Source organism: Bradyrhizobium sp. CCBAU 53351 (genome assembly GCF_015291745.1).
GTDB lineage: Bacteria > Pseudomonadota > Alphaproteobacteria > Rhizobiales > Xanthobacteraceae > Bradyrhizobium.
This window is the reverse complement of sequence record NZ_CP030060.1, coordinates 112043-137485: the sequence shown is the minus strand read 5'-3', so window position 1 is coordinate 137485 and position 25443 is coordinate 112043. Positions and strand designations below refer to the sequence as shown.

Below are 25443 nucleotides of genomic sequence, written 5' to 3'. Positions count from 1 at the left end.
TGGTCGAGTAGCTCAGCCATTTGGCTTTCGCCCTCACAGATCCGGGCAGGCGGCTTTCCCGCACCCGGCTCTTCCCGAGAGTAACCCGCGTCATATCCGCGCCTGCGCCCAAGTGCGAGTGATGCCCGGACCGGGCAGACGGAAGTGTGTCGTCAGGGTCTCGAACTCCGACCAGCCCATGCGCCGACTTTTCTGGCTACGCCGTCTCAGACAGCGCATCCACGTCCGACGCACTTCGCGGTAGAAGCCGTTGAGCGCTGGATAATTGTGCGGCCTGCCGTAGTAGCCGTAGTGTCCACGCAGAACAGCGGCGAACCACTGGTGCTGCGTGGCCAGTGACTCGTGCATGAGCCGCCAGGCGTCCTGGCGCAACGCCGTCAGCTTGCGCGTCAGGCGTTTCCCGTCCGTCTTGTGCTTCACCATGAACCGGCCGTCCCGGGTCCGCCCGCAGTAGTGGGTGAAGCCGAGGAAGGCGAAGGTCTCGGGCCGCCGCTCGCCGCGCCGCTGACGCGAGAGGGCCTCAAACCGGCCAAACTCGATCAGCCGCGTCTTGCCCTCATGAAGCATCAGGCCAAAGCTGGCCAGCCGCACCTTGAGGGCCAAGAGCATCTCCTGCGCATCCGCCTTACTCTCGAAGCCCATGACGAAGTCGTCGGGCATAGCGCACGGTGCGACCGCGTGCATGGCGACGGCGCCATTGGTGGGCCCAGAGATCGAGGACGTAGTGCAGGAAGACGTTGGCGAGGAGCGGGCTGATGCCCGCCCCTTGCGGAGTACCCCTGTCCGTTTCTTGCTTCTCGCTGCTCTCCAGAACACCGGCCCGCAGCCACAGCCCAATGAGCCGTAGAATGCGAGGATCGGCGATCCTGTGCGCCAGCATCCGCAACAGCCACTCGTGGTCGACCGAGTCGAAGGAAGCGGCCACACACTACCCATCGCCATGATATCCCAGCTTCGGTGACGATCACGCGCAAGCGTCACGCATTCGAAGGTCAGGCGTTGGCCGTGATCGGCACCATTAGGCGGCGCGGCGTCCGCTATCTCCTCACAGTTCTGCCAGATGGCAGTCGGTCGTTGATTCCGGCGAGTTGGACCGATTGGAAGGTTGAGCCGCTTGGAGGCACGCCGCCGACCGATGACGCTGTCCACGATCTCGGCAGGCTCGGTGATTTGCTCCACTTGCGCAAGCTCGTCGACGCTCTTTGCATCGGGGGTGCCGAGTCGGCGCCGTGCAAGGAGAGTCGCCATGCAATTGAACCTGGAGTTTTTCGATCAGCCCGATGTTCCACCAAGCGCGCCAGCAGCGTGGGACCAAATCGACGAAGCCGCCCGCATGGCGGCAATCGAGATTCTGGCGCGCCTCATTGCACGCCTGCTCCCGGACGACCTGGCGATGGAGGCAAGCGATGAGTGAGCGCGTCAAGATTACGTCAAGTCATCTCTCTCGACAGGCTTTCGTCTATCTGCGCCAATCCAGCGCCGCACAGGTCGAGCACAACCGCGAATCAACCGACCGGCAATATGCGCTTGCCGGCAAAGCGCGTGACCTCGGCTGGCCCGATGAACGCATCATCGTTATCGACGAGGATCTTGGCCTCTCCGGTTTGGGCTCGGTGGCGCGTTCGGGCTTTGCCCGCCTCACCGCCGAAGTGGCGCTCGCGCGCGTGGGCCTGGTGCTCGGTCTCGAAGTCTCGCGGCTCGCGCGCAATAACGCCGAATGGTACCGCCTGATTGATCTGGCCGGATTTACCGACACGCTGATCGGCGATGCCGACGGCATCTATCATTCGGCCGTCTTCAACGATCGCCTCTTGTTGAGGCTCAAAGGCACGATGAGCGAAGCCGAACTGCACGTGCTGCGGGCTCGCCTCAACGGCGAATCCGCAACAAGGCGGCGCGGGGTGAACTGCGCCGCGGGCTGCCGGTCGGCTTCGTCTGGGGCGAGGCTGATGGCGAGGTCCGCTTCCATCCTGACGAAGCTGTCGTCATCGCCATTCGCAGTGTTTTTGCACGCTTTGCCGAGATGGGATCGGCGCGTCGCGTTTGGCTCTGGTTTCGTTCCGAGGGGCTCACGTTCCCGCTGCAGCTGCACGCCCGTGCCCAGATCCGTTGGGTCGAGGCAAGCTACACCGCCATCCACCAGGTCTTGACCAATCCCGTCTATGTCGGCGCCTATATCTATGGCAAAACGCGTCAAGAGACGATTCTCTTTAGCACTGGTGCCCGCAAGAGGCGGATTCGATTCTTGCCGCGTTCCCAATGGCAGGTTCTCATCCCCGAGCATCATCCAGGGTTCATCGACTGGCAGACCTATGAAGCAAATCAGCAACGTCTCGCCGCGAACACGCGACCCCAGCCGCACAAGGGCGGCGGCGCCGTGAGAGAGGGCAACGCCCTCCTGCAAGGTCTTGTCAGTTGCGGCCATTGCGGCCGCCGCCTGCACACCCACTATCGCGGACGCAATTCTTCGCCAGGTTATCACTGTGCTGGCAAAGTGCTGGTCGAGAACCGAGGCGTTTACTGCCTCAATATCGGCGGCGTTCAGGTCGATGACGCCATCACCCGGGCGTTCATTGCCGCGTTGGAGCCCGCCAAACTGACCGCGACACTCACCGCCGAGAGGGAGGCGACGGGAAGTCTAGTGTAGTGAACACCTAACTTTCGTGCGCTAGTGTCGGGGGCCGCGTGAGCTGTCGTTGTGTGAGTGAGCAAACTGCTCGTAGATCGAGCTAATCAGCTCAACGGGGATGATATCGAAGCGGTATGGAAATAGCGAATGCTGCCCAGTCTCCGGGTCAATGGCTTCGAGAAAGTCCGCAACCGAACAAAGTGCTTATGGCGCAAGCGGCTCATTGGCATGGAGGCTGGAAACATGTCTCCGTTGAACGTGGCGCGAAGCCATGCAAATAACGCGTGCGAAGACGTCGTATTGCGTAAGGCGTCAGGCAACGTGTCTTCGCCGCAATGTTTTTTGAGCTTGCGCTTATCTACGATACCGCGGTCGACGAGATACTGGGTAAATATTACTCGGCCGATTAGACCTTGAGCGATGCCTCGCTCTAGGTCATCAGCGACGAGGTCCCGCTCGAGAGCGCTTAGATCGGACAGAAGCCTTTGATCGACGGTATTCTTCCGATTGATGGAATCGTTTCGAAGCCAGAATTGGCCGCTCTCCATTGCGAGGCGCCCGGCGAGTTCGTCCAGCGCGGTTAGCTCGCTAGCGATGATCTTGAACGTGTGGAGTCGGTTAGCTTCCGCATCGCCTTGTGCAAGCGGCCGGCCAAAGCCGTTGTAAAGCTCGATTGTGCTCGGGCTGACGATCCACAGGAGGGGCGTGTCGTGCCCATGGCGTCGCCAGCCTCTCAAGCTCGCTCGTCGATCACGCGAAGTCAAAGGAACTTGCCGTTCGCACCAGGGACGTCGCGTTACCAACGGCCCCGAGTAGAGCAGTTGTTCAATCGGTTTCCTCTTAAGCACGCAAGATGCGCTGAAAGCGCCCTGGCGTTCACCACAAGTCGGCAGCCGACATTTATCGGAAATTGAACGGTGATGGGTTGCGCCGGCTCGCCGCGAACAGAAGCCCTGCGTCCATTCCGAAGCCGAGCTTTTGAGTGTCTGCCTTTCGCAAGAACCGTTAGTTGCGGGGATACGCAACACCCGATTGTTGCGTTTGGTAGAACAGGAAATTCCGAGAGCCTCTGCATAACTGATCAGAAATGGCGACTCTGCGCCCCAACGCCTTCTAAGCTGTTGATTTAAAAGGTAGTTCATCGCTGCGCAGGTTGCTCGACCTGCTTCGCGAGCGCTAACCGGATCTCTCGGCCGCTCGAGGGACGGAATGAGTGTCACTTCGCTGGGGACATCGCAAGGCGCGGTCGGTCGCCACAAAGCGCTCGATCATGGGAGGAATCAATTTAGGGGGCTCTGTTGGCGTCGCGCTGCGGTTCCGTGTCAGAATTTCCGCGTTGTCCGGCCTCTAACGGGGCTATTTCATGCCTGTGATGTCTGGTTGCTAAGACGGTCGCCGGACATCCACACGATGACGAGGTTGGCCGAAGCGTTGAAGGAGGTCTTATCCTAGTGTCTTGAACCAGAAGTTCGCAACATCGGGTCTTGTTTTTCCGGGGCGCTGTAACGACAGAAGCGCTCGATGGAAGCAAGGATGTCGTCGGCGGATTTGGTCCATCGGAACGGTTTCGGATCGGCGTTGTGTCGTTCGATGAATGAGGCGATGTCTGCCCTGAGGGCGGCTACGCTGCGATAGACGCCGCGCCTGATCTTCTTATCGGTAAGAAGCGCGAAGAAGCGCTCGACCTGATTGAGCCATGACGAACTGGTCGGGGTCAGGTGCACATGCCAGCGCGGCCGTTTAGCCAGCCATTTCCGGATCAGCGGAGTCTTGTGGGTGGCATAGTTATCCATGACGAGATGGACGTCGAGTTGGCGGGGCACAGCGGCCTCGATCTCGTCCAAGAACTTGCGGAACTCGGCGGCACGGTGCCGTCCGTAGCACTTGCCGATAACCCGTCCGGTCGCAATGTCGAGGGCGGCGAACAGCGATGTGGTGCCGTGTCTTTTGTAATCGTGGCTCCTTCGGGCCGGCTGGCCGGGACGCATTGGCAACATCGGCTGACTGCGGTCCAACGCCTGGATTTGCGACTTTTCGTCTACACACAGAACGATGGCGTGTGCCGGCGGCGAGACGTAAAGGCCTACGACATCGCGCACCTTGGCCACGAAGTTCGGATCGGTCGAGAGCTTGAACGTCTCCATCCGGTGCGGCTGGAGGCCGAAGGCCCGTCAGATGCGTTGTACCGTCGATACGGATAGGCCGCTCGCCTTCGCCATGTCCCGGGAGCTCCAATGAGTGGCGTTCTCAGGGCAACTCTCCAACGTTCTCACGATCACGGCTTCGATGCGGGCGTCGTCAATCGTGCGAGGCGCGCCGGAGCGCGGCTCATCATGCAGCCCGGCCACGCGCTGCTCCACAAAACGTCGTCGCCACTTGCCTACTGTGCCCCGCTCCAGGCCTAGCTTGGCCGCCACGTCCTTGTTCTGACCACCTTCCGCGCAGGTCAGCACGATCCGGGCTCTCAAAGCCAGCGCCTGCGCCGTCTTCCGCCGCTTCGTCAGCGACGTCAGTTCGGCGCGCTCGTCATCGCTCAATATCAGGGGGGCAAGTTGCTGGACCGCCATCGGAGACTCCGTCGCTGTTTGCCGCCATCTTTGGCACAGCGACGCGAATCTAATGCGAATCTACGATTGCGAACTTGTGACTCAGGACACTAGAGTTTTACTTCACCGATCTGGCGAACAGTCGTTGCAACGCGACTGCAAAAAAAGGGAGGCTGCCAACTGCGCGGGTGTGAATTGGCCGGATAGCTCTCGACTTAAGCAATGGTTTCCACGATTTCATAGCGCCGGATCAGCGGTCCGATCCCCTCGTTGAGCAGGGTCAGGACGTTCTGCGTTGTCGGAGCGAGGAGTTCAATCCGCTCGATGCGAACTGGACTCCATGAAGGCTGCTTGTCCTCATCCGAGGCGATTTCCTCGCGGAGTTCGAGAACGATCTGTCGCACCTCTTCCAGCTCTGCAAAAAAGAAACTCTGGATTCCTGTGTCTTTCCAGCGATCTTCGTTCGGCTCAATCTCGCGTGAGTAGGTATATAAGATCATGGTTCCTCGCCTGCATGGGCGGCGGCGATCAAGGTGAGACCTTAGCGACAATCAGGATGAGACTGCGCGGATGGGGACGGACCGAAGGGAGGGCGTAGCCCGACCGGAGGACCGTTCCCATCGGCGTCGCGTTTTTCGGACCGGTCTGGCGGCTGGGTGCGGCTGGTGCAAGCTGTTGATTCGTCTCGACAAGAGGGAATCGATGCCTTGCCTGGCCTTCACATCACCGACCACCAGATGAGATGGGATGGTTGCCGCCCTCCCCAGACGGCATCGTAATGTGCCAAGAACGCAGTGTTTGAACCCCGAAGCGAAGAGGACGGCAAATTGATGGATACGGTGATCGGAGTGGATCTAGCCAAGAATGTGTTTCAGCTCCACGGGGCGTCAATGGCGGGACACTTGAAATTTCGAAAGAAACTGTCGCGGCTTCAGTTTCGGAAGTTCATGGCGGGCCACCCATCGGCAGTGGTGGTGATGGAAGCCTGTGGCAGCGCCCACTATTGGGCACGGGAGATGGTCAAGCTCGGCCATGAAGTGAAACTGATCGCTCCGCAATATGTGAAGCCTTTTGTGAAACGCCAAAAGAACGACGCGGCTGATGCCGAAGCAATCGTGATCGCGGCACAGCGCCCCGAGATGCGCTTCGTCGAGCCGAAATCGGAAGAACAGCAGGCCAGGGCAGTGCTCTTTCGGGCTCGGAAGCGCCTTGTTCATCAGCGCACCGATCTGGTGAATGCGCTGCGTTCTGTTCTCTACGAATTCGGCCATATCATCCCGCAAGGAATCGAACAACTTAAACGCATTGACGCAATCCTCGAAGATCCGAACAGCGATCTACCAGAACTGGTCCGCGAGGAATGTCGGAGTCTCATTGATCAGATCGCCTACAAGACGGAGCGGATCGATGCCAAGGCAGAGCAGCTCAAGAAGTTGGCGACGCGGACGGTCACGGCGCAGCGGCTGCAGACAATGCCGGGGGTCGGCCCGCTGACCGCACTCGCGATCGAGGCTTTCGCGCCCGACATGGCGGCCTTTCGACGTGGCCGAGACTTCGCGGCTTGGCTCGGCTTGGTCCCACGGCAACATTCCTCAGGGGGAAAGGAAAGGCTCGGACGCGTTTCGAAGGAAGGACAGGCGGACATTCGCCAGTTGCTCATCGTTGGGGCGATGTCGCGGCTGAACTGGCTCGGGCGCAAGTCGATCCCTAGCGGATCCTGGCTGGCGCAGATGCTGGCGAGGAAGCCGCGCATGCTTGTGGCGATCGCCTTGGCGAACAAGATGGCTCGGACGATTTGGGCCATGCTCACCCGGAAGGAGGATTATCGGAACCCAGCGCAGGCAGTGACGGCATGACTGCATGCAGCACGAAATAGCCTGACGTTGGCGAAGGGGGTGTGAGAAGGCGACGACCCGAATGGGCGCAACGATCGAACAGATCTGGATCAGGAAACCAGCTAGAGCCAAAGAGCCGACGTGCTCGGAGATGAGAATTGGACCTGGTCCGCGGATCACCATACCGGCCAGCGGCTTCTGAAAATGCCGTAAAGGAAGGCCTGACAGAAGACCGCACTCGATCACACGCCAAAGGGTCAGAAACTTCTTGCATTGCGGGCGGCAACCACAGAAGGCTGTACATGACCTACCGACTGACATTGTCTCCCGAGGCCGCGGCGGCCAAGGCGGGGTTCTCGAAAGCGAGCGCGTATCGGATCGAGGACGATTTGCGCCTGCCATCGCAGAAGAAGGTGCCGAGAGGCCGGCGACGGTCCGATCCGCTCGTGCCCTATTGGGACGCCGAGATCGTTCCGATCCTGAAGGCTGCGCCCGGCATCCGCGTGATCGGCGTGCTGGACGAGCTGCGCCGTCGGCATCCCGACCTCAACCCCAACATCCGACGCACGCTGGAGCGGCGCATCAATGCCTGGCGGGCGCTCAATGGCCCTGAACAGGACGTGATCTTCCGCCAGGAGCACGAGCCCGGTCGTCTGGGTCTGTCCGACTTTACCGATACAAGCCCGCTCGGCATTGCCATTGCTGGTGAGACGCTCGATCACCGGCTCTACCACTTCCGGCTGGCGTTCTCCGGCTTTGAGCATGCCCATGTCGTGCTCGGCGGCGAAAGCTTCGTCGCCCTGGCCGAGGGCTTGCAGAACGCCCTGTGGGCGCTCGGCGGCGTTCCGCGGGAGCATCGCAGCGACAGCCTGTCGGCAGCATTCCGCAATCTGGCGGCCGACGCGCGGGAGGATCTGACACAGCGCTACGCCGCGCTGATGGGCCACTACGGCATGGCGCCAACGCGCAACAATGCGGGCATTGCACACGAGAACGGCTCGATCGAGAGCGCGCACGGTCATCTCAAACGAGCGCTGGAGGATGCGCTGTTGCTGCGGGGCACGCGCGACTTCATCAGTCTCGATGCCTACCGGGCTTTTGTCGACGAGATTGTCGGCCGGCGCAACGCCAACCTCGCTAAGCGGATCGCGCTCGAAAAGGAAGCACTGGCGCCACTGCCGAAAGGCCGCACGACCGACTTCGAGGAGAAGGTGATCCCGGTGACGTCGTCAGGCGGCTTCATCCTGCGGCGCGTGTTCTACACTGTGCCTTCAAGACTGATTGGCCATCGCCTGCGTGTGCGCATCTTCGACGACCGGCTCGAATGCTTCCTCGGCGTCACGCCGGTCGGGACGCTGCGGCGCGGGCGGCCTGTGTCGGAGAACCACGGCGGGCATGTCGTTGATTATCGGCACGTCATCCATGCCCTGCGGCGCAAGCCGATGGCGCTCGTCAATCTCGTCTATCGCGATCAGCTCTTCCCGCGCGCGGCTTACAAGCGCCTCTTCGAGACCTTGCGGGAGCATGGCGACGACCGGCGCGCCTGCAAGGTGACGGTCGAGCTTCTGGCTCTGGCCCATGAGCGAGCCTGCGAAGCCGAGCTCGCCGAGGCGATCGCGACCGCTCTCGATGCCGGACGGTTACCCGATCTTGCGGCATTGCGCGATCGCTTCCGACCCGAGGCGGCCTCGATCCCGAGTGTCGCCGTCAAGCTGGCGTCGCTCGACGTCTACGATGAGCTGGCCTCCGTCAGCGTCGTGTCGGCCCACTCGAACCTGGGAGGAGCAGCATGACCAGCGGAGCTACCTCCATCGATGCCGCCCGCGTCGAGCTGCTGCTCAATGAGTTGCGCCTGCCCGGCGTCAAGGCGATCTGGCCGAAGCTCGCCGCGCAGTCGGACAAGGAAGGCTGGCCCGCCGCCCGCTTCCTTGCGGCCCTTGCCGAGCACGAGGCAGCCGATCGCACCCGCCGCCGCATCGAACGACACATGGTGGAAGCGCGTTTGCCCGCCGGCAAGACGCTCGCCACGTTCGAGTTCGAGAGCGTGCCTATGCTGTCAAAGGCACAGGCGATGGCGCTCGCCGCCGGTGACGTCTGGTTGAAGACCGGCGCCAATCTGCTGCTGTTCGGTCCACCCGGCGGCGGCAAGACCCATCTCGGCGCAGCGATCGGCCTGGCTCTCGTCGAGGACGGTTGGCGCGTTCTCTTTGCACGTACCACTGATCTGGTGCAGCGGCTGCAGGTGGCCCGGCGCGAGCTGGCGCTGGAGTCCGCAATCGCCAAGCTTGACCGCTACGACCTCCTGATCCTCGACGACATCACATATGTGAGCAAGGACCAGGCGGAAACCAGCGTATTGTTCGAGCTGATCGCCTCCCGCTACGAGCGACGCTCGCTGCTGATCACGGCCAATCAGCCATTTGGCGAATGGGGGCGTATCTTCCCCGATCAGGCGATGACACTGGCGGCGATCGATCGCCTGGTGCACCACGCCACGATCCTCGAGATGAACGTCGAGAGCTACCGTCGAAAAGTTGCTCTCGATCGCAGGCGCGGTCCAGGCCGGCCGCCGGTTCACGCCACTCCAAATGAACTCGAGAAGGCGGTGACTGACGCTGGCAATGCCGCTTGATTGTCGCGCAGCGTCAATCAAGCCTTGCCAAGCCCGCAGCCAGCGTCAATTATCTTCTGACTCGGCCGCCTCGTCTCATCTTGATTGACGCGCCGCTCTCATCCTGATTGTCGCGCCATACCTGCATACCTGCGATATCCCCGCCGGTCTTATACTTTCCAATTCTGCCATGGAAGATCAAATCCCTTGTTGAGGACGATGTAGTTGTCACTCTCCGGCTCGTGCGAGTCCGATGAAGTGCGTGCACTCCGGGCGGCAAACGGGCAATGGCGCGACACCTCCAGGCCTTCAGCCATCTCGTGAGGACTTGTCGACAAGATCGGACAGCTTCAGTTGGAACTGTCGCCGTCGGAATCCCTGCAAACCGTCCCTGACGGCGAGTAAATGCGTCCAGCACTATGGCCGTATGGGCGGGGGCGATAGCCAACGACAGCTTCCGTGGCGTCGGGCGCTGCATGGTACCAATCGTTGCCCACGAGTAGTAAATTCAAATTGCAGGCTTGTGTGGCAAATATCCGGTTCAGGAGGCAGCCGCACTTGCGCTCACAGCGCCGGGGCGTCCATTCCTACGCGATTGGGTTCAAGGAACCTATTCTGTGAGTGCGTAGGGTGGACTGCCCCGGCCCAGTGAAGATCGGGCCAGTGACGCTATCAACCATCAAGATCGATAGCGAGCTAGTGCGGAGCCGATACAAAAACCCGACGCTCATCTCATTAGCACTGTGAGCGCTAGCGGTACGAGGAAAGATGTGATTAGTGCGTTTAGGCTCATAGCAATTCCAGAAAACACGCCAGCCACCTCGTCCACCTGAAATGCTCGCGCGGTGCCGATCCCGTGCGCGGCGATTCCTGCCGCAAAGCCACGAGCCCGAAAATCGGTGATGCCGGTACGGTTCATCAATCGCGTGACAACGGTCGCTCCCATGATCCCGGTGAGGATGACCGCGACTGCCGTCAGAGACGGATCCGCCTGCAGCGTTTCGCTGATGCCCATTGCGACCGCGGCCGTTACCGACTTCGGGGCAAGGGACAGGATCACCTCGCGAGGCAGGCCGGCAGCCTCCGCAAGCAGCACAATCGAGAAGACGGCCGTGACCGAGCCCGCAACGAGCGCTGCCAGCATCGGCACGATCGAGGCAAGGACAATCTTGCGATTTTCGTATAGCGGGACCGCGAGCGCGACGGTTGCCGGGCCGAGCAGGAAATGCACGAACTGCGCTCCGCCGAAATAGATCGCATACGGCGTGCCAGTTGCGAATAGAAACGCGCCGATGATCCAGACCGCGTGCAGCACGGGATTGGCAAGGGCATGACGGCGAAGCGCAAGCGACACGGCATCCGCGATTGCATAGACCAGCAAGGTGACCGTCAACCAAAGCAACGGGGATTGCGAGAGATAGACCCAGAGGGAGAACGGATTGTCCTTCACGGTGCCTCGCTGAACAGCCGACTGATAAGGCGGAACGTCAGAACCGTCGCAAGCAAAGTCACCATGACCGAGACAGCAAGGATCAATATTATAGCGAGCCCGTGCGTCGCGAGGAGATCGAGCTTTTCCACGACGCCAATGCCGGCTGGGACGAACAGGAGCGACAGATGCTTGAGCAGCCCCTTGCTTGCTGTTTCCACGCCGCTATTTCGTAGTGGGCCTCGAGCGATGCTTGAAAATCTGTCACGGGCAAGCAGCAGAATCAGCAAGAGCAGGAGCCCGAGCACGGGACCTGGCAGCGGTAGGCCGAGGCCCCGGGTGATGACTTCGCCGGCGAGTTGGCAGAGCAAGATAAGACTGAGACTTGCAAGCATGAAACACCCTGAGCGGCACATTCATATCAGGAGGAGCTACCGAAAAATTGTCCATGGCCGCGTGGTCGAGAACCGACCGCCCCTTCTTCGATTTGCTCAAGTCCGAGACGGCTTCTGACCACATCAGGTGCTCGCCCGGATCACGAACTTAGTACTGAGATATCCCTCGATTGCTTCCACCCCGCCTTACGAACCGTAGCTGGAATCCCTGATGTTTCCGAACGGGACTTCTGAAAGCGCCAAGCTAGGTATTTGATGGACACCATACCGCTTTCAAGCGGTCGGCCCCGAAGGCACAAGCCGTCGATTGGCCTCCTCGGCGACCTCGTCGTAGCTCTTGAATGCAATGATCTGGCGCGAGCGGCCAAACGACTCTTCATTCATGATACACGCCTCGGGCGAGGTCCCCGTCAGGACCGTTGACTCGACGAAGAACCCTTCGTTGCCAATGCGCTTGCCATCGGTCTGCAAGAATGCGCCGCGCTGGACTGACAGCGCCGGCAACGAAGCTCTCCATCGCATCGGCCAGCCGCGAATTGGCGAGTTGTCCCCCATTCGCGTATCCTTCTCGAACACATTTCCGACCTTGATGCGCCAAGCTTCTATCGTAGTTCGCCAAGTCGGCCCTTCTCGCCACATTTCAGACCTTTCTTGATAGGGCATTGAATTCGAGCAGCAGGCAATCCGCTATGCCTTCACCATGGCTGCGACCACCAGGAAGGAATGAACGCGTTCTCTGAGAAGCGTTCGCCGAAGTTTCGGGGTAGCTAGACGAGAAAGAGAGCTGGGGAGTAGTCATCAGAGGCCGTTGGGTCTGCACCGGCTATCGCGGCCGGACACCGGGCTTGCCAACCACAGGGAACGTAAATTCGATTCCCGCTTCAGAAAACGTCTTCCGCAACGTTTCCATCAGCTCATCAGACATCTGGGGAGTGTCATTGTACTCCTCCAGCCGCCGAATGACCGCGGAAGACACGCCCGCTCGCTCCGCTAGCTCCTTTACCGACCAGTTTAACATTCCACGCGCTGCACGCAGTTGCCTCCCCGTGACCTTTGAGGCCCCTCTTCGCTCCCGCGCGAGTATATCATGGTGTGCGTCGCTCCACGTGCCGAGCCATTCTCGAACGCCACCCTCGCTGTTCTTGAGGGGCACCGCCGCGCCCTGGTGCCAGCGATAGATGCCGTCCGGCCGGCGCAAGCGACATTCGACGTTATAAGGCTGCGCTGTCTCGACCGAGACCGCCCACTCTCTTAGAGCTGCCTCGCGGTCATCCTCATGGATGAGACCGATCCAGTCCTTGAAACGTGATCCATGATCTTCGGCAGTCTCTAGCGCATTGGAAACTGCAGTGAGGCGACCATCGCTACTGCTTGTCCATGGGAAACCCCGACAGATCTCAGCCAATGCCCTGTAGCGCTCCGCTTCTACTTTGAGCGCGTCCAAGAGATTGCGCTGTTCAGTGATATCGCGCGCGAGCCCAAGAATGCACTCTGGTTTGCCGGCCTCATCGAGCAGCGGTTCGGCCCGGCCGTGGATCCAGCGCAAAGTTCCGTTCGGACGGATGACACGAAATTCACCCTCGAGCAACGATCGATTGAGCTCCCGTGCGCCGAAACAGCGCATGCTGCTGCGGTCATCGGGATGAATCCTTTTCTCGATTTCCGCGTATGCTGGCGTAGTTCGACGCGGATCCAGCCCAAATAGCTCATAAAGGCCACGGGACCATTGCATCTGGCCGTTGCCGTCGCTGCGCCACAGTCCGACAGAGAGCTTCTCTTCCAAGAATGGAAGGACATTTGCAAGGCTGAGGCCGCTCTCGAAGTCAGGCAATGTGAGCTCCTGGCCGGACCTGGGGCCGAGTTCGGTGCATCTCGCGCGCGATCATCTTTGACGCCTCGCCCTCCTCCCGACCGCAACCAAGACGCCTCGCCCGACGGTTCACGGCAAATGACCTTGTCCTTCTTAGCAGGCAGCCACGCGGAGATTGTTTGTCGCGCCTCTATGTCCGAATGGCAGGCCAAAAACCACCACCGCCAGGTCGCCCGACCGCGCATAACCTTCCCGCTGGGCCGCCACGGCGGCGATCTGGGTTATTTCCTCATAGCCAGAGGGATCGCTGGCCACCACACTGTGTACGCCCCACAACAGGCACATGCGCCGCGCCACGTTTTCATCCTGCGTCAGAGCAAGGATCGGAACCGGCGGCCGCTTGCGCGAGATGCGGGCCGCGGTCGTCCCGCTGGCTGTGAAGCCGACGATGGCTTTGGCCTCGATGGTGGCTGCAAGATCTGCACCCGCGGCAGCGACCGCATGCGGAGGCGTATTCTCCTCGTCAACTCGTGAGGCCTCAATCAGGGACCGGTAGAGACGATGCTGCTCTGTACTCCTGATGATGCGATCCATCATGGCGACGGCCTCGATGGGATAGGCGCCGCTTGCCGATTCGGCTGACAGCATCACGGCATCGGCGCCATCATAGATGGCGGTCGCAACATCTGAGGCTTCCGCGCGCGTTGGCGTCGGCGCCGCCACCATAGAGTCGAGCATTTGGGTTGCGACGATCACGGGCTTTGCGGCCAGCCGGCAGGCGCGGACGAGTTCTTTTTGCCGGCCAGGCACGTCTTCTGGGGGGATTTCGACCCCGAGATCACCGCGCCCGACCATGAGAGCGTCTGACAACTGAATGATATCGTCGATGCGATCAAGCGCCATGGGCGTCTCGATTTTGGCGACGAGGCCCGCTGCTTCACCAATGAGGGCCCGCGCCTCGATCAGGTCTGAAGGCTTCTGAACAAATGACAGCGCAACCCAGTCGACACCGAGCTCCAGGCCGAAGGCGAGATCGGCGCGATCTTTCTTGGTGAGGGGCGAGATATCGAGCGACGCCCCCGGCAGGTTTACGCCCTTATGATCGCGGATCGGGCCGCCGACAATGACGCGCGCGACCATTTCGCGATCGCCCGGTCTTTCGACGCTCAGGCGCACACGGCCGTCGTCGATGAGCAGCTTTTGGCCTGGATGCGCAGCTGCAAATATTTCCGGATGCGGCAGAGGGATTGCCTGCTTTCCACCTCTTGCTCCGTCGAGGACAAAGCGGACGCTCTCTCCAGCATGCAGGCATAGCTTGCCCTCTTCAAGCAAGCCGATCCGGATTTTCGGGCCTTGCAGATCCTGTAGCACTCCGATGGGACGGCCGAACTCTTGCTCGAGCGCGCGGATCGCCGAAAACGCGCGCGCGTGGTCGTCTTGGCTGCCATGGCTGAAGTTCAGGCGAAAGGTATCTGTGCCTGCAAGATAGAGATCACGGATTTTGTTAGCCTCGGTTGTGGCCGGACCGAGGGTTGCGACGATCTTGGCGTGGCGCGAACGACGCATCAAAATTGAATCCTGTGCAATGGGCTACGTTAGGGATCGGCGCTCATAGCTGTTGCCAATACCGGGTTTATCACGCGCCTCGCCCGCGCCATTCCCAAGTCGACATCACGCTCCCGAAGCGGCAGCAGCTTTCTCTTGCTGCGTCGAGGAAACGATACTGTTGACGGCCCGGTACGCGAACACAATGGCTGGCCCAATGGTGATGCCTGCTCCGGGATAGATCCCACGCATCGGGGAGGTCATGTCATTGCCGCAAGCATAGAGTCCTGGAATTGGCCTTTCCTGACCGTCCAATACCTGCCCGCAAGTGTCGGTTGCCAATCCGGTTGCAGTGCCGAGCGTTGCCGGAACGATTGGGAGTGCGACGAACGGGCCGGTTTTGATTGGCCCAAGGTTTGGGTTCTTCTTGCCCACGGCCGAATCGCCGAGCGTGCGATTGAAAGCCGATTCACCGCGATTGAACAGCGGATCGCGCCCCTCAGACGCATGCGCGTTGTGTTCTTCGACAGTCTTTTGAAGCGCGGCGGACTCCAATCCCAGCTGCTTCGCAAGCTCTGGAATCGTCCGGGCGACCTTGATGTAGCCAAGGCGCGCATATTTCCCGATGCTCAAGGTCCATGGCCATGGCAGCAAATGCCCCATCCCTCTCAGCCGTACGAAGTCGTGGTCGCAGATGAAATAGAACCGCTTGTCTGCCGGATACCCACCGTTGAACATCGCCAAGCAGATGTCGTGATAGGAATTGGATTCGTTGACAAAACGCTTTCCATCTGGCCCCACGGCAATGACGCCGGGACGGCCGCGGTCGAGCCAGCCGTAGGGAACGACTTGCGAGGAACTGCCGCTCTTCAGAATCGATACGGGCGTCCAGAAGCCGGCAGAGGCAACATTGTTGTCGATTGCCGCTCCGAGCCTTGTCGCAAGAGAGATGCCGTCGCCTGTCGCATCGGGATGGGCGAGCGTGTCGTCGTGCTGGTGGGGGCCACTGAGCTCGGCTCTCAATTGCGCGTTACGCGCAAACCCGCCCGTTGCGAGGATCACCCCATGGGAAGCGCGCACGCGAATCTCGGAATCGGCCGACTTAACGACCGCGCCGGTGACGCGGCCTTCTTCCTTGATCAACTCTACGAGCGGGGATTCCGGCCATATCTCGACGCCGTACTTGCGCAGGCTCACAAGCAAGCGCGCGATCAGGGCGTTGCCTCCGCTGAGCTCGGTGCCGCGCCTGTGGCCAAGCCGGTCACGCGCGTAGCGGCTGACGCGGCGCAAGACGTGCCTGAGCGAGGCAAAGGATTGAAACGGATTGAGGAAGCTTCTCACCTCGCTCGATGAGATCATCATTCCGCCGAGCACAACGCGGATGGGATTGCCTATCAGATCGAAGTCGCTGCCAAGAAGCCGTCCGTCATAAGGCGCGGGGCTCAGTGCCCGGCCCTTATCGACTCCGCCGACCTGGCTTGAATGGTAGTCGGGGGCCGAGGCCAGCGTGAACTTGACTTCAGTCCCGTTCTCAAGGGCGGCGAGCGCAGCCGGGCCGTCCTCGAGATAGGCATCAACAAAGCCTGACCGGTAATATGTGCCAAGTTCATGTTGCAGGTAGGTCTTCGACTTCGCAAGCGAGTCGTCGATCTTCGCCGAGCGCGCTTGGTTCGAGCAAGGAACCCAGATCATTCCATTGGAGAGAGCTGTCGTGCCGCCAAGCCGCGCCGACTTTTCGCAGACAGTGACGCGCAGTCCTGCCTTTGCTGCATAGAGCGCAGCCGAAAGCCCGGCCGCACCACTACCGACCACGAGAACGTCGGTTGCCCAATTGTGCTCCGGCCTCCCCTCTCGGGCGAGTGCGACGGTCTTTCCCTTGCCTGATTGGCCCATCGGGTTATTCATTCGAGCCTCGCTGCGAGTGTTCTCTTGGAGCTGACGTCAGTGATGCCGCGGAAGCGGGACGGCTTTGAACTCCTCAGCCGCCGCCTTCACTGCCCGTTCGATCGGGATTCTTTCGATGGACGAGGCGCCAACGAAACCCACGCATTGCGTTGATCGGTACACCACGATCGTATCCTCCGGCTCCGCGATTGCACCGCCATGGCAAAGCAGGATCACATCGGAGCGCACGCTCCTTGCGGCGTCGCTGATGTCGTTGATGCGCCTGATCGCCTCTTGGATGGGCTGTCCTTCCTCATGGCCGACGAGCCCGCCTCGGGTGGCTCCTACGTGAGGGACGATGCAGTCCGCACCTGCGCCCGCCATCGCTTTGGCGTCGTCAGGGCTCGCGACATAGGCAAGCGAGAAGATGTCCTTCTTGCGCGCAGCCGCGATCATCTCGACTTCGCGTTCGAAGCCTAGTCCGACGCGCCCGCGGCGATAGCGCCATTTGTCGCCCATCGTGGAGATGGTCGGATAGTTGATTACGCCGGAGAAACCGGCCGACCAGAATTTGTCGAGCAGGGCATCAAGATCGAGCCGGAGGGGATCCCATGCCTCAATGCCGCCGATCACGGGCACCGAAGAAACGACGTTGCGGACTTCCGAGGCAAGTTCGAGCGTGCGCGCATTGGAATCGCCGATCCGGCTGGTCGGAAGTCCCATTAGGCGCGACAGCCCGGTGCTGTAGACGACCAGCATGTCCGCGCCCCCGAGCACTGCACATTTCGCAACCAGACCACAGCTGCTGCCCGCGGCAAGAATGGCTTTTCGCTCCGCCACCTGGTTTGCGATCTTGGCCAGGATTTCGGTTCGCTCAAACATTCGCATCGCCATCAGCCTTCTTGCCCAATTGCTTGAGGATCCATCTCGCAGCCGCCTCCGCAAATTCGGGATCGTTGATGTGACAGTTCAATTCGCGGACCGTAACCTTGGGCGGCAGATTGTCCTTAAGCGCATCGAGCCACGCGCGGTCCGCATCAGGATCTCGAAAGATGCCGCCGTCGCGGTCATAGTCGGAGACGCCTTTTGCCGGCCAAAGGACCATGACAGGCCCTTCTGCCAACGACAGCCGCTGGGCCGTAAGCCGGCCGATGCTCGTATTCTCGGCGAGGGTTGTGCGCATCAGCGTCGTGTACGGTGTATGGGAGTAGAATAGCCGGCCGCGAAATTGATCAGGAACGCTGGATGGCGCACCAAAATTGACCATGTCCACCGCGCCAGGCGCGATAACATGCGGTATTGATTGCTCTGCCGCTCCCTTGAGCCGATCCGGCCCGGCGCTCGCGGTGCCACCCACGATTTCGTCGGCGAGTTCGGTTGTGGTCAGATCAATCACAGCATCGAATTCGCCGGCCGCGATCAGCTGCTCCATCTTGCGGCCGCCCGCCCCGTTTGCAGGAAAGACGATCGCGTCGACCCCGGCCTTGCCGAGGCGCCCAACGCACTGAGTTGCCGCCGGCGTCGTCACTCCGAAGGCCGTGATCGCAACGATCTTCGTCTTTCGCGCAGCTTTGGCGGGCGCATAGCGCATGGCGGCGATGGCCTGTCCTGCATTCTGCAAGACCCGCTCGGTAAACGCATTGATCCCGAAGAGATCGACCAATGTCGGATAGAGCATGATGTCGTTGTGGACCGCCAATTCGGCGAGAAGTGCTGGCCTTGCGCTGCTCACGAGCAGCTTGGGAAAGCCATAAGGCAAATCAGATACGACTTCGCCGAACACCGCACTCCCCTTCCCACCGGCGACCCCGACGATCGCGCCGATGGCCCCTGATGCCAGCAGATCGCGAACTTTCCCGCGTGTTGTTGCGGCGATTTCTTTCAAGAGCTCGGCGGGCGAGGCGACGCGAACGCTATGACCGCCTGCTTGATTCGTCCGGGGCGCAATCTTCGAGGTGCCGACGTCAATCAGGACGGTCTTGCGGCCACACTTACAGATGATATCGGCCAAGTAGGAGACTTCGCGGCCCTTGGTATCGAGCGTAGCCACAATCGCGACTGCGTTCGAAAGCTCGGACAGGCTACCATCCCGGACCGCCCCCTGGCCGTCCGTGCAATGGTGAGACACGATTTTTCTCCTAGATCATTCTGACCAACGCGAGGTCTAGACCGAGCGGGATCGGCGTATAAGACCGCAAAGCGTCTAAGTGGGTAAGATTGGGTAGCCTCCTCCCGAAGTTCGAGCTACGTGCGCGCGGGCTTTTCAAGTGTACGCATACGACGAAGGCCGCCTGATTGACGCATGCGCGCGAGCACGGCGAGTTCTACGATGGCGTTGCGTGAAGGTCAGGCGGCTTGCTGATCGGCGGACTTGCCGGCTTGGTGCAGGAGCTTCCATTCCCAGGGCAGCAGTTCGCGCAGACGCGAGGTGGGAAGATCGGCGATCCGGGCGAGGACGTCGGCGAGCCAAGCCTTGGGATCGACGTCGTTGAGGCGACAGGTCGTGATCATCGTCAGCATGATAGCGGCACGGTCGGCGCCACGTTGGCTGCCAGCGAAGGTCCAGTTGCGCCTTCCCAAGGCAATGCCTCTCAATGCACGCTCAGCGCAATTGTTGGTCAAGCAGATCCTGCCATCGTCGAGGAAGCGGACGAAGTCGTCCCAGCGCTTGAGCATGTAGTTCATGGGCTTCAGGACCTCGGCGGAGCGGGAGAGGCTTTCTCGCTCGCGGAGCAGCCAGGCGTGCATGTCGTCGAGCAGCGGCTTGCTCCGCTCCTGGCGCACAGCACGCCGCTCGTCGGCACCACGGCCGTTGATGGCGCGCTCGATCTCGAACAGGGCGTCAAGACGCCTGACCGCCTCCAGCGCGATCGGGGAGACCGGTTTGCCCTTGCCTTCCCGGGCGGCTTTCTCGATGTCAGCCAGCTCGAAGAATCCCCGCCGCGCATGGGCCAGGCAAAATGCCGGCGTGATCGGCATTGCTTTCCTTTTTGGATCGAACAACGGCTCGAAGCCGCCATAGCAATCCGCCTGCAGAATGCCGGCGAAGGCGGCCAGATGCCTCTGAGGATGTTCGCCCCGTCGGTTGCCCGAGGCATAATAGACCGCCGCCGGCGGCGCAGGCCCGGCGAACGGCCGGTCATCCCGCACATACGTCCAGATCCGGCCGGTCGTGCATTTGCCCTTCGCCAGGATCCGGATGGTGGGGTGAGTAGGCCGGAGGGATTTCACCTCCAGCCTCTCGCAGAACCGGGCGTGAGACTCTCGCCTCACCCGGCTCCCATCAGGCAATCTTGCCGCCATCGCCGAGTTGCCAATGCACAAAGAGCCTGCGGTTCTCACGCGCGATCTTCTCCAGGAAGAGACGCGCGCGTCCTAAACGGTGATGGAAGCGCTTGTACTTTCGCTTCAACCAAATACCTAACGTCTGGTTGATGTAGCGCGCCAGCGGATAAAGCGCTGAGCGGGTGTATTGCCCATAATAAGCGATCCACCCCCTAACCATCGGGTTTAGCTCGCGAGCAATATCGTCCAGCGTCACCTCGGCTCGCCTGCGAAGTTTCAAGCCTCGGACCTTCGCCCGCATGGCGTTCAGCGCTGGTTTGCTGACCGCCGGGGTGAACCCACAGAACATCTTCTGCGAATGCGGCCCCAGGACCGATCGTGGCCGGAAGCAATAACCGAGAAAGTCAAACATGACCGTCTCGCTTTTACCTCGGCGTCGATCATCCTTGCAGTAGACGATCCTCGTCTTCGTAGGATGCAATTCCAGATGGCACTCCGCCAGCCGAGCCTGGAGCGCTTCGCGAACGCTTTGCGCCTCCATCTCATTCCGATAATGTACCAACCCGTCATCCGCATACCGACACCACCTGAGATCGGGGAACGTCCGCGCCATCCAGAGATCAAATGCATAGTGCATGAAGAGGTTGGCGAGGATCGGGCTCACCACGCCCCCTTGTGGGGTGCCGCGGCTTCGCTCGATTATCGTTCCATCCTCTTGCACCATCGGCGCTGTCAGCCATCGTTCGATGTAGAGCAGCGCCCATGCGCACGTCACATGTTTCCGGACGGCCCGTAGCAACAACTCGTGGTCGATATTGTCGAACAATCCTTTGATGTCGAACTCTAGAAACCAATCATACTTCCAGCACCGCTGTCGCGTGACGCCTACGGCATCGAGAGCCGATTTTCCGGGTCTGTAGCCATAGGAATCCGCCAGAAAGATTGCGTCAAGAGCCGGCTCAATCAGTTGTTTAACAACTGTCTGTGCCACGCGGTCCGCCACGGTGGGCACCCCGAGGATCCTCTGGCCTCCACTCTTCTTTGGAATGGAGACAGCCCGAACAGGCGGCGGGAAGTAAGCGCCTGAACTCATTCGATTCCAAATCTTGTAGAGATTTCCCTTCAAGTCGGACTCGAACTGCTCAATCGTCACTCCGTCGACACCGGCTGCGCCACCATTGGATCGCACCTGCAGATATGCTTCGTACACCTCTCTCTTGTCGATGTTGAACGGCTTGCTCGGCTGGTTCATCGACGTCCTCCTGTTGCCAGTTGCGACGATGGCCAGCCCACCTGATCCGATCCCTTCGCTCCGGCCCCATTACGAGCCTTCGTCGCTAATACGGATCGGTCCGTCCCAGTGCTCCGCGTCGGTAATCTCGCCTCGCGGTCTTCTCCGCTTGTGCTTCTCCCTTTCCATCGGAGCGACTGGTTCCTGCAGTTCCGCGGCAGCGCCTGCATCCGATTCACGCCCCCTCAACGCCGGTCGCCGCCCGCCCGGTCATCAGGCTCCCGGCGGGCTCATCCCAGAGGGACGACACACCTCTGGTTTTGACGACGATTTCCACGTTACGACGGTTCATCGGCGGGTTCATTTTCATTCGTCTCTCGGACGCGTATCCGTTCGGGTCTCCCCCGACCGTTAGCTTCAACGCTCACGACCGCGCCTCTTAAGCGAAGCCGCTTGAAGTGATTTGAGACCTACTCCTGAAAGTCGATCCCGAGGGGCCTACCCTCATCGCTGCCACAGCTTGCGCGCACAGATTTTCAGATCATTTTGATCATCCTTTCTGTGTGCTTCTGCAGAACACTGTCATCGCCGTGCAGCCGCTCGGCGGCGAGGACATGGCGCTCAATCAGCTGGAACAACGGCATGACGGCGAAGGTTCCGTGGCCGACCTGGTCGGCCAGCGTCGACAGCGGCAGGTCGATCCGCTCAGCCTTGAAGCGCACGCTCTGGCGATTGAGCGGGATATGCATGCCGAACTTGTCGAACAGCATTGTCGCCAGCAATTGCGGACCGATGAAGCCGCGCGGCGTGGCATGGAACGGTGCCGGCGGCTGGCTTATCTTCTCGCAATCACGGCAGGTGAACTTCTCGCGTACCGTCTCGATGACCTTAAAGCGACGCGGAATCTCCTCCAGCGTCTTGGTCACATCCTCGCCTAGCTTCGCAAGGCGCGATCCACCGCAGCAGGCGCAGGTCGTTGGAGCCTCGATAACGACGCGCTCACGTTCGATGTCGTCCGGCCACGGCTTGCGCACCGGCCGCTTACGCGTGAAGGCGCTTACGCTCTGGGTTTTTGCGGCGGCAGCCTGCGCAGCCAGCTCATTCTCGGTCGCCGTGGTGGCGAGTTCTTCGAGCTCCAATTCCAACTGCTCGAGTAGCCGCGCCGTGCGCTCGGAGCGCAGCCCGTGCAGTTCGCGTTTGAGCTTCTCGATCCGTAGCTCAAGATGAGCGATCAGCACCTCGCTGTCCGACAGCTCCGCCCGCGCGTTGGCGGCATCCGCGACTGCCACATCGCGTTCAGCCTGCAACGCCTCGCGCTCGGCCAGCAGCGCAAGGTAGGCGCTCGCGAGATCCGACGGAAGATCGTCCGGCTTCGATGTCATGAAGCCATTGAATCAGATCAAGCCGCAGATTCAAACCAAAAACGGCTATCCGACACGCGTCGGACGATGAGTTTCTTGAGGGTTGCGCCAATCGATTCCGGACAACAGGTAGCTCATCTGAGCCGATGAGATCGTCACCGCTTCGCCCGCAACCGATGGCCAGACGAACCTTCCTCTCTCAAGTCTCTTAGTGAACAGGCATGCTCCCTGGCCATGGTGAGTCGGCCCCGGGAGTTGCACCCGGAGCCGCTCTCCGAACCGTACGTGACGCTCTCACGTCATACGGCTCTCAACAAGTAACGAAGCAGAACCTAACATCGTCCAATGAGCGAACAGCTTCGGCCTACGGCAGCGGATCAGCCTGAGCCTGGTGGAGGCCCTGACTTTTCCATTCTTCAGCCCTTTGTATTTGCGTCGCGCCCAGCGGTTTAGAGATTCGTCGACGTATCGATACAGGTTATGCATTTCTGACCGCCCATATCTGCCGTAGTACTGCATCCATCCACGAAGGACGGGGTTCAGTTCCAAGGCGATTGCGTCGATTTCCGTCTGCGAGCGAAGCCTGAGCCGGAGCTGCCGGATCGTCATCCGCATAGACTTCATTGCCGCCCTGCTGACCGCTGGCGAGAACGTACAGAAGTTTTCTTTCTTCTGATGGTTTCTTGCCCTGCGCGGTCGAAAGGTAAATCCCAGAAAGTCAAATGACTGACTGGCATGGCTACCCGGGCGATTGCTATCTTTGCAGTAGACGATCTTGGTCTTGTCGGGATGCATTTCGAGTTCGCATTCCCTGAACCTCGCCTGCAGCGCCGCCTTGATGGCTTCCGCTTCAGCCTTGGTTCGGCAATGTACGAGCCCGTCGTCCGCGTATCGACACCACGGTGACTGCGGGAAGTTTCGCGCCATCCATATATCGAACGCATAATGCAAGAACAAATTGGCAAGGACGGGACTGATCACGCCGCCTTGGGGTGTACCCCGGTCGCGAGCGGTGATCGCTCCGTCTTTGCCTTGCATCGGCGCTGTTAGCCAGCGTTCGATGTAGAGCAGAGCCCATTCGTCTTGCACATGCTTCCTGACGGCTTTCATAAGCAACTGGTGGCTGATATTGTCGAACAGGCCTTTGATGTCGAACTCCAGCACCCAGTCCATCTTCCAGCACCGTTGCCGGGTGATGCCGACGGCGTCCAGCGCGGCTTTTCCGGGCCGGTAGCCGTAGGAATCGGGAAGGAAGATTTTCTCGAGTACTTGTTCAATCTGAAGCTTGACGACCGTCTGCGCCACGCGATCTGCTACTGTCGGCACGCCTAGAATGCGTTGTCCGCCGTTCTTCTTGGGAATGGGGACAGCCCGAACGGCAGGTGGAAAGTAGCTGCCAGAAGACATTCGATTCCAGACCTTGTAAAGGTTGCCCTTGAAGTCCTTCTCAAAAGCTTCGAGCGATACCTTATCCACGCCGGCCGCGCCCGCATTGGCTTTGACCAGTTTGTAGGCCTTCATCACTGTCTGCTTGTCGATATCGTACTGCTTACGTCCGGTTACACTCACATGTCCTCCTGCTCATCACAGTTGCATATGGGCGCAACCCACTTGTTTCGGCCCCTTCGCTCCAGTTCCATTACAGCACCTTCATCACTACTACGAGCCGATCCGCCCCAGTGTTGTGCTTCGGTACTCTCGTCTCGCGGTGTGTGCCGCTTGAACTTCTCCCTTGGCATCACAACGACTGGTTCCTGCAGTTCTCTACAAGAGCCTGTATCCAGATCGCGTCCCCTAAACGCCGGTCGCCATCCGCGCAGTAATCCAGGCGTCTCACGGATTGATCTCAGGGATGGCACGCGCCCCTGATTTTGGCGACGCCTTAGTAATTTTCGACGCGTCATCGGAAGATTTGCTTTCGCTCGCCTTCTGGATACTTACCTGCCCCGTAAACCCGGGACTTTTGCAACACTTGCTGATGACCGCGCCTTTTAAACGAAGCCACAGTGTCGTGGTTTTGCACCTGCGCCTGGAACGCCGATGCAGGAGGGCCGTCCTCCATCTCTCATAAAGCTGTACGCATCAAATTCGGTTATTCACCTCCTTCATGCTCTGCAGCACACCGTGCCAGATCACCTTCACAAGATCGCTGCGGCGACCGCGGAAGACGAACAAATGACCGCTGAGCGGTTCTTTGCGCAGCACCTCCTGAACTTGGAGGGCCAGCGACAGGAAGCCTCTGCGCATATCCGTGTAGCCTGTCGCCAGCCACACTCGCACATTCCCTGGTACAGCAATCATCGGCGTCCAAGCACATCGAGGACCCGCGCCAGCGCCTCCGGATCGACGTGCGCATCCACCCGGATGCACCGTCGGTTGCCGAGATCGATCTCTATCAATCCAGTACGTGCGGCTGCCGCCGAGCGAACTCGGCCATCAACCGTAGGCAAAAGCTTCGCAGTTTCTTCAGCCGAGGCCGCTACGGCGGCGATCTGCACCGGCGTAAAAGATGGTGCAACTTGTTCCGATGTCCGTGCTTGTCGACGCCAGGTAAACACCAGGCTGGCCGCTACTCCGTTGCGCCGCGCGACTTCAGTTACCTTCGCGCCCGGTACTAGCGTCTCCTCGACAATCCGTGCCTTGTCGTCCTGCGACCAACGCCGCCGCCGCTCAAGCCCGCCCAAAACTTCGACCCGCATCGCCTGATGACCTTAAAGCTAGACTTAAGGTCACACGCTTCGCGAATTACCACCCGTCACGCAAGACGGTCCTCGTCGGAGGCGTACTTTCAAGTGGACGAGAATGTCGGCTCGCTTCGAACGCAGAATGGGGCCCAGCGCGCCTGTGAGCCCGTAGCGGGCGCGTCAAGTTGCTGAGGTCAA

23 protein-coding genes and 5 pseudogenes are annotated in these 25443 nt (G+C 60.4%); 7 read left to right on the top strand and 21 right to left on the bottom strand.

Features of this window, described 5'->3' with window-relative positions; all coding sequences use genetic code 11:
- Positions 1-90 precede the first annotated feature (90 nt).
- Both XH83_RS35640 and XH83_RS39950 read right to left on the bottom strand, forming a co-directional pair.
- On the bottom strand, positions 91-660 hold the full coding sequence (locus XH83_RS35640) for a maturase (protein ID WP_232995595.1): 570 nt from the start codon (positions 658-660) through the stop codon (positions 91-93).
- The gene (locus XH83_RS39950) at positions 626-880 is read right to left on the bottom strand and encodes a hypothetical protein (RefSeq protein WP_232995652.1); all 255 of its coding nucleotides are present in this window, start codon (positions 878-880) and stop codon (positions 626-628) included. The genes XH83_RS35640 and XH83_RS39950 overlap by 35 nt, the downstream gene beginning before the upstream one ends.
- A 366-nt stretch (positions 881-1246) precedes the next feature.
- Here XH83_RS39950 and XH83_RS35635 point away from each other — a divergent pair, with 366 nt between their 5' ends.
- The 4 genes and pseudogenes from XH83_RS35635 to XH83_RS39935 all read left to right on the top strand — a co-directional run bounded on the left by XH83_RS35635 (position 1247) and on the right by XH83_RS39935 (position 2647).
- On the top strand, positions 1247-1414 hold the full coding sequence (locus XH83_RS35635) for a DUF2309 domain-containing protein (protein WP_164933827.1): 168 nt from the start codon (positions 1247-1249) through the stop codon (positions 1412-1414).
- Positions 1407-2150: a recombinase family protein gene (locus tag XH83_RS39945; RefSeq protein WP_232995596.1), complete on the top strand. Its 744-nt coding sequence runs from the start codon at positions 1407-1409 to the stop codon at positions 2148-2150. The genes XH83_RS35635 and XH83_RS39945 overlap by 8 nt, the downstream gene beginning before the upstream one ends.
- Positions 2051-2281, top strand: a pseudogene (locus XH83_RS39940) (recombinase family protein); the annotation flags it as partial. The gene XH83_RS39945 and the pseudogene XH83_RS39940, both read left to right, overlap by 100 nt.
- Before the next feature lie 96 nt (positions 2282-2377).
- Positions 2378-2647, top strand: a complete 270-nt coding sequence (locus tag XH83_RS39935; RefSeq protein WP_232995653.1) for a zinc ribbon domain-containing protein — start codon at positions 2378-2380, stop codon at positions 2645-2647.
- A gap of 86 nt (positions 2648-2733) precedes the next feature.
- On the opposite strand, the gene XH83_RS35625 is transcribed toward XH83_RS39935, so the two are convergent.
- From XH83_RS35625 to XH83_RS35610, 4 genes and pseudogenes are all read right to left on the bottom strand, one after another.
- Positions 2734-3366: a hypothetical protein gene (locus XH83_RS35625; protein WP_128929727.1), complete on the bottom strand. Its 633-nt coding sequence runs from the start codon at positions 3364-3366 to the stop codon at positions 2734-2736.
- Between the two features lie 439 nt (positions 3367-3805).
- Positions 3806-3955 (bottom strand): DUF2274 domain-containing protein, encoded by a 150-nt coding sequence (locus XH83_RS35620; protein WP_232995654.1) that lies wholly within the window; start codon positions 3953-3955, stop codon positions 3806-3808.
- 122 nt (positions 3956-4077) lie between these two features.
- Positions 4078-5196, bottom strand: a pseudogene (locus XH83_RS35615) (IS630 family transposase).
- A gap of 194 nt (positions 5197-5390) precedes the next feature.
- Positions 5391-5675, bottom strand: a complete 285-nt coding sequence (locus XH83_RS35610; RefSeq protein ID WP_128929728.1) for a hypothetical protein — start codon at positions 5673-5675, stop codon at positions 5391-5393.
- Positions 5676-6005: 330 nt separating this feature from the next.
- Here XH83_RS35610 and XH83_RS35605 point away from each other — a divergent pair, with 330 nt between their 5' ends.
- The 3 genes from XH83_RS35605 to istB all read left to right on the top strand — a co-directional run bounded on the left by XH83_RS35605 (position 6006) and on the right by istB (position 9642).
- The gene (locus XH83_RS35605; RefSeq protein WP_164934317.1) at positions 6006-7031 is read left to right on the top strand and encodes an IS110 family transposase; all 1026 of its coding nucleotides are present in this window, start codon (positions 6006-6008) and stop codon (positions 7029-7031) included.
- Between the two features lie 281 nt (positions 7032-7312).
- Entirely contained in the window at positions 7313-8803 is a 1491-nt protein-coding gene (gene istA / locus XH83_RS35600) for an IS21 family transposase (protein WP_128929730.1), read from the top strand.
- Entirely contained in the window at positions 8800-9642 is an 843-nt protein-coding gene (gene istB, locus XH83_RS35595; protein WP_128955095.1) for an IS21-like element helper ATPase IstB, read from the top strand. The genes istA and istB overlap by 4 nt, the downstream gene beginning before the upstream one ends.
- A 706-nt stretch (positions 9643-10348) precedes the next feature.
- On the opposite strand, the gene XH83_RS35590 is transcribed toward istB, so the two are convergent.
- The 15 genes and pseudogenes from XH83_RS35590 to XH83_RS35520 form a co-directional block, all read right to left on the bottom strand.
- Complete coding sequence (locus tag XH83_RS35590; protein ID WP_128929732.1) at positions 10349-11071, bottom strand: LrgB family protein; 723 nt, start codon at positions 11069-11071, stop codon at positions 10349-10351.
- Positions 11068-11445 carry a CidA/LrgA family protein gene (locus tag XH83_RS35585; protein ID WP_128929733.1) on the bottom strand — a complete coding sequence of 126 codons (378 nt, stop codon included), beginning with the start codon at positions 11443-11445 and terminating at the stop codon, positions 11068-11070. The genes XH83_RS35590 and XH83_RS35585 overlap by 4 nt, the downstream gene beginning before the upstream one ends.
- 273 nt (positions 11446-11718) lie before the next feature.
- Complete coding sequence (locus XH83_RS35580; protein ID WP_164934311.1) at positions 11719-12000, bottom strand: aldehyde dehydrogenase family protein; 282 nt, start codon at positions 11998-12000, stop codon at positions 11719-11721.
- A 268-nt stretch (positions 12001-12268) separates the two neighbouring features.
- Positions 12269-13276, bottom strand: a complete 1008-nt coding sequence (locus XH83_RS35575; protein ID WP_128929735.1) for a PAS domain-containing protein — start codon at positions 13274-13276, stop codon at positions 12269-12271.
- A gap of 132 nt (positions 13277-13408) precedes the next feature.
- Positions 13409-14821 (bottom strand): pyruvate kinase, encoded by a 1413-nt coding sequence (pyk, locus tag XH83_RS35570; RefSeq protein WP_128929736.1) that lies wholly within the window; start codon positions 14819-14821, stop codon positions 13409-13411.
- A gap of 105 nt (positions 14822-14926) precedes the next feature.
- The gene (locus XH83_RS35565; protein WP_128929737.1) at positions 14927-16705 is read right to left on the bottom strand and encodes an FAD-dependent oxidoreductase; all 1779 of its coding nucleotides are present in this window, start codon (positions 16703-16705) and stop codon (positions 14927-14929) included.
- Positions 16706-16741: 36 nt separating this feature from the next.
- Positions 16742-17629, bottom strand: a complete 888-nt coding sequence (locus tag XH83_RS35560) for a phosphoenolpyruvate hydrolase family protein (RefSeq protein WP_232995597.1) — start codon at positions 17627-17629, stop codon at positions 16742-16744.
- Positions 17559-18812: a Tm-1-like ATP-binding domain-containing protein gene (locus XH83_RS35555; RefSeq protein WP_232995598.1), complete on the bottom strand. Its 1254-nt coding sequence runs from the start codon at positions 18810-18812 to the stop codon at positions 17559-17561. The genes XH83_RS35560 and XH83_RS35555 overlap by 71 nt, the downstream gene beginning before the upstream one ends.
- Before the next feature lie 218 nt (positions 18813-19030).
- Positions 19031-19888 (bottom strand): annotated as a pseudogene (locus XH83_RS35550) (IS66 family transposase); the annotation flags it as partial.
- 79 nt (positions 19889-19967) lie between these two features.
- A complete protein-coding gene (gene ltrA / locus XH83_RS35545; protein WP_128955096.1) occupies positions 19968-21221 on the bottom strand; it encodes a group II intron reverse transcriptase/maturase in 1254 nt (417 codons plus the stop codon).
- A gap of 551 nt (positions 21222-21772) precedes the next feature.
- Positions 21773-22582 (bottom strand): annotated as a pseudogene (locus XH83_RS35540) (IS66 family transposase zinc-finger binding domain-containing protein); the annotation flags it as partial.
- A 45-nt stretch (positions 22583-22627) separates the two neighbouring features.
- Entirely contained in the window at positions 22628-22822 is a 195-nt protein-coding gene (gene tnpB / locus XH83_RS35535; protein ID WP_128929738.1) for an IS66 family insertion sequence element accessory protein TnpB, read from the bottom strand.
- Positions 22823-22855: 33 nt separating this feature from the next.
- Positions 22856-24082: a group II intron reverse transcriptase/maturase gene (gene ltrA / locus XH83_RS35530; RefSeq protein ID WP_128929739.1), complete on the bottom strand. Its 1227-nt coding sequence runs from the start codon at positions 24080-24082 to the stop codon at positions 22856-22858.
- 606 nt (positions 24083-24688) lie between these two features.
- A pseudogene (tnpB, locus tag XH83_RS35525) lies at positions 24689-24862 on the bottom strand (IS66 family insertion sequence element accessory protein TnpB); the annotation flags it as partial.
- Positions 24859-25260 (bottom strand): transposase, encoded by a 402-nt coding sequence (locus tag XH83_RS35520; RefSeq protein WP_128929741.1) that lies wholly within the window; start codon positions 25258-25260, stop codon positions 24859-24861. The gene XH83_RS35520 and the pseudogene tnpB (XH83_RS35525), both read right to left, overlap by 4 nt.
- Positions 25261-25443 lie beyond the last annotated feature (183 nt).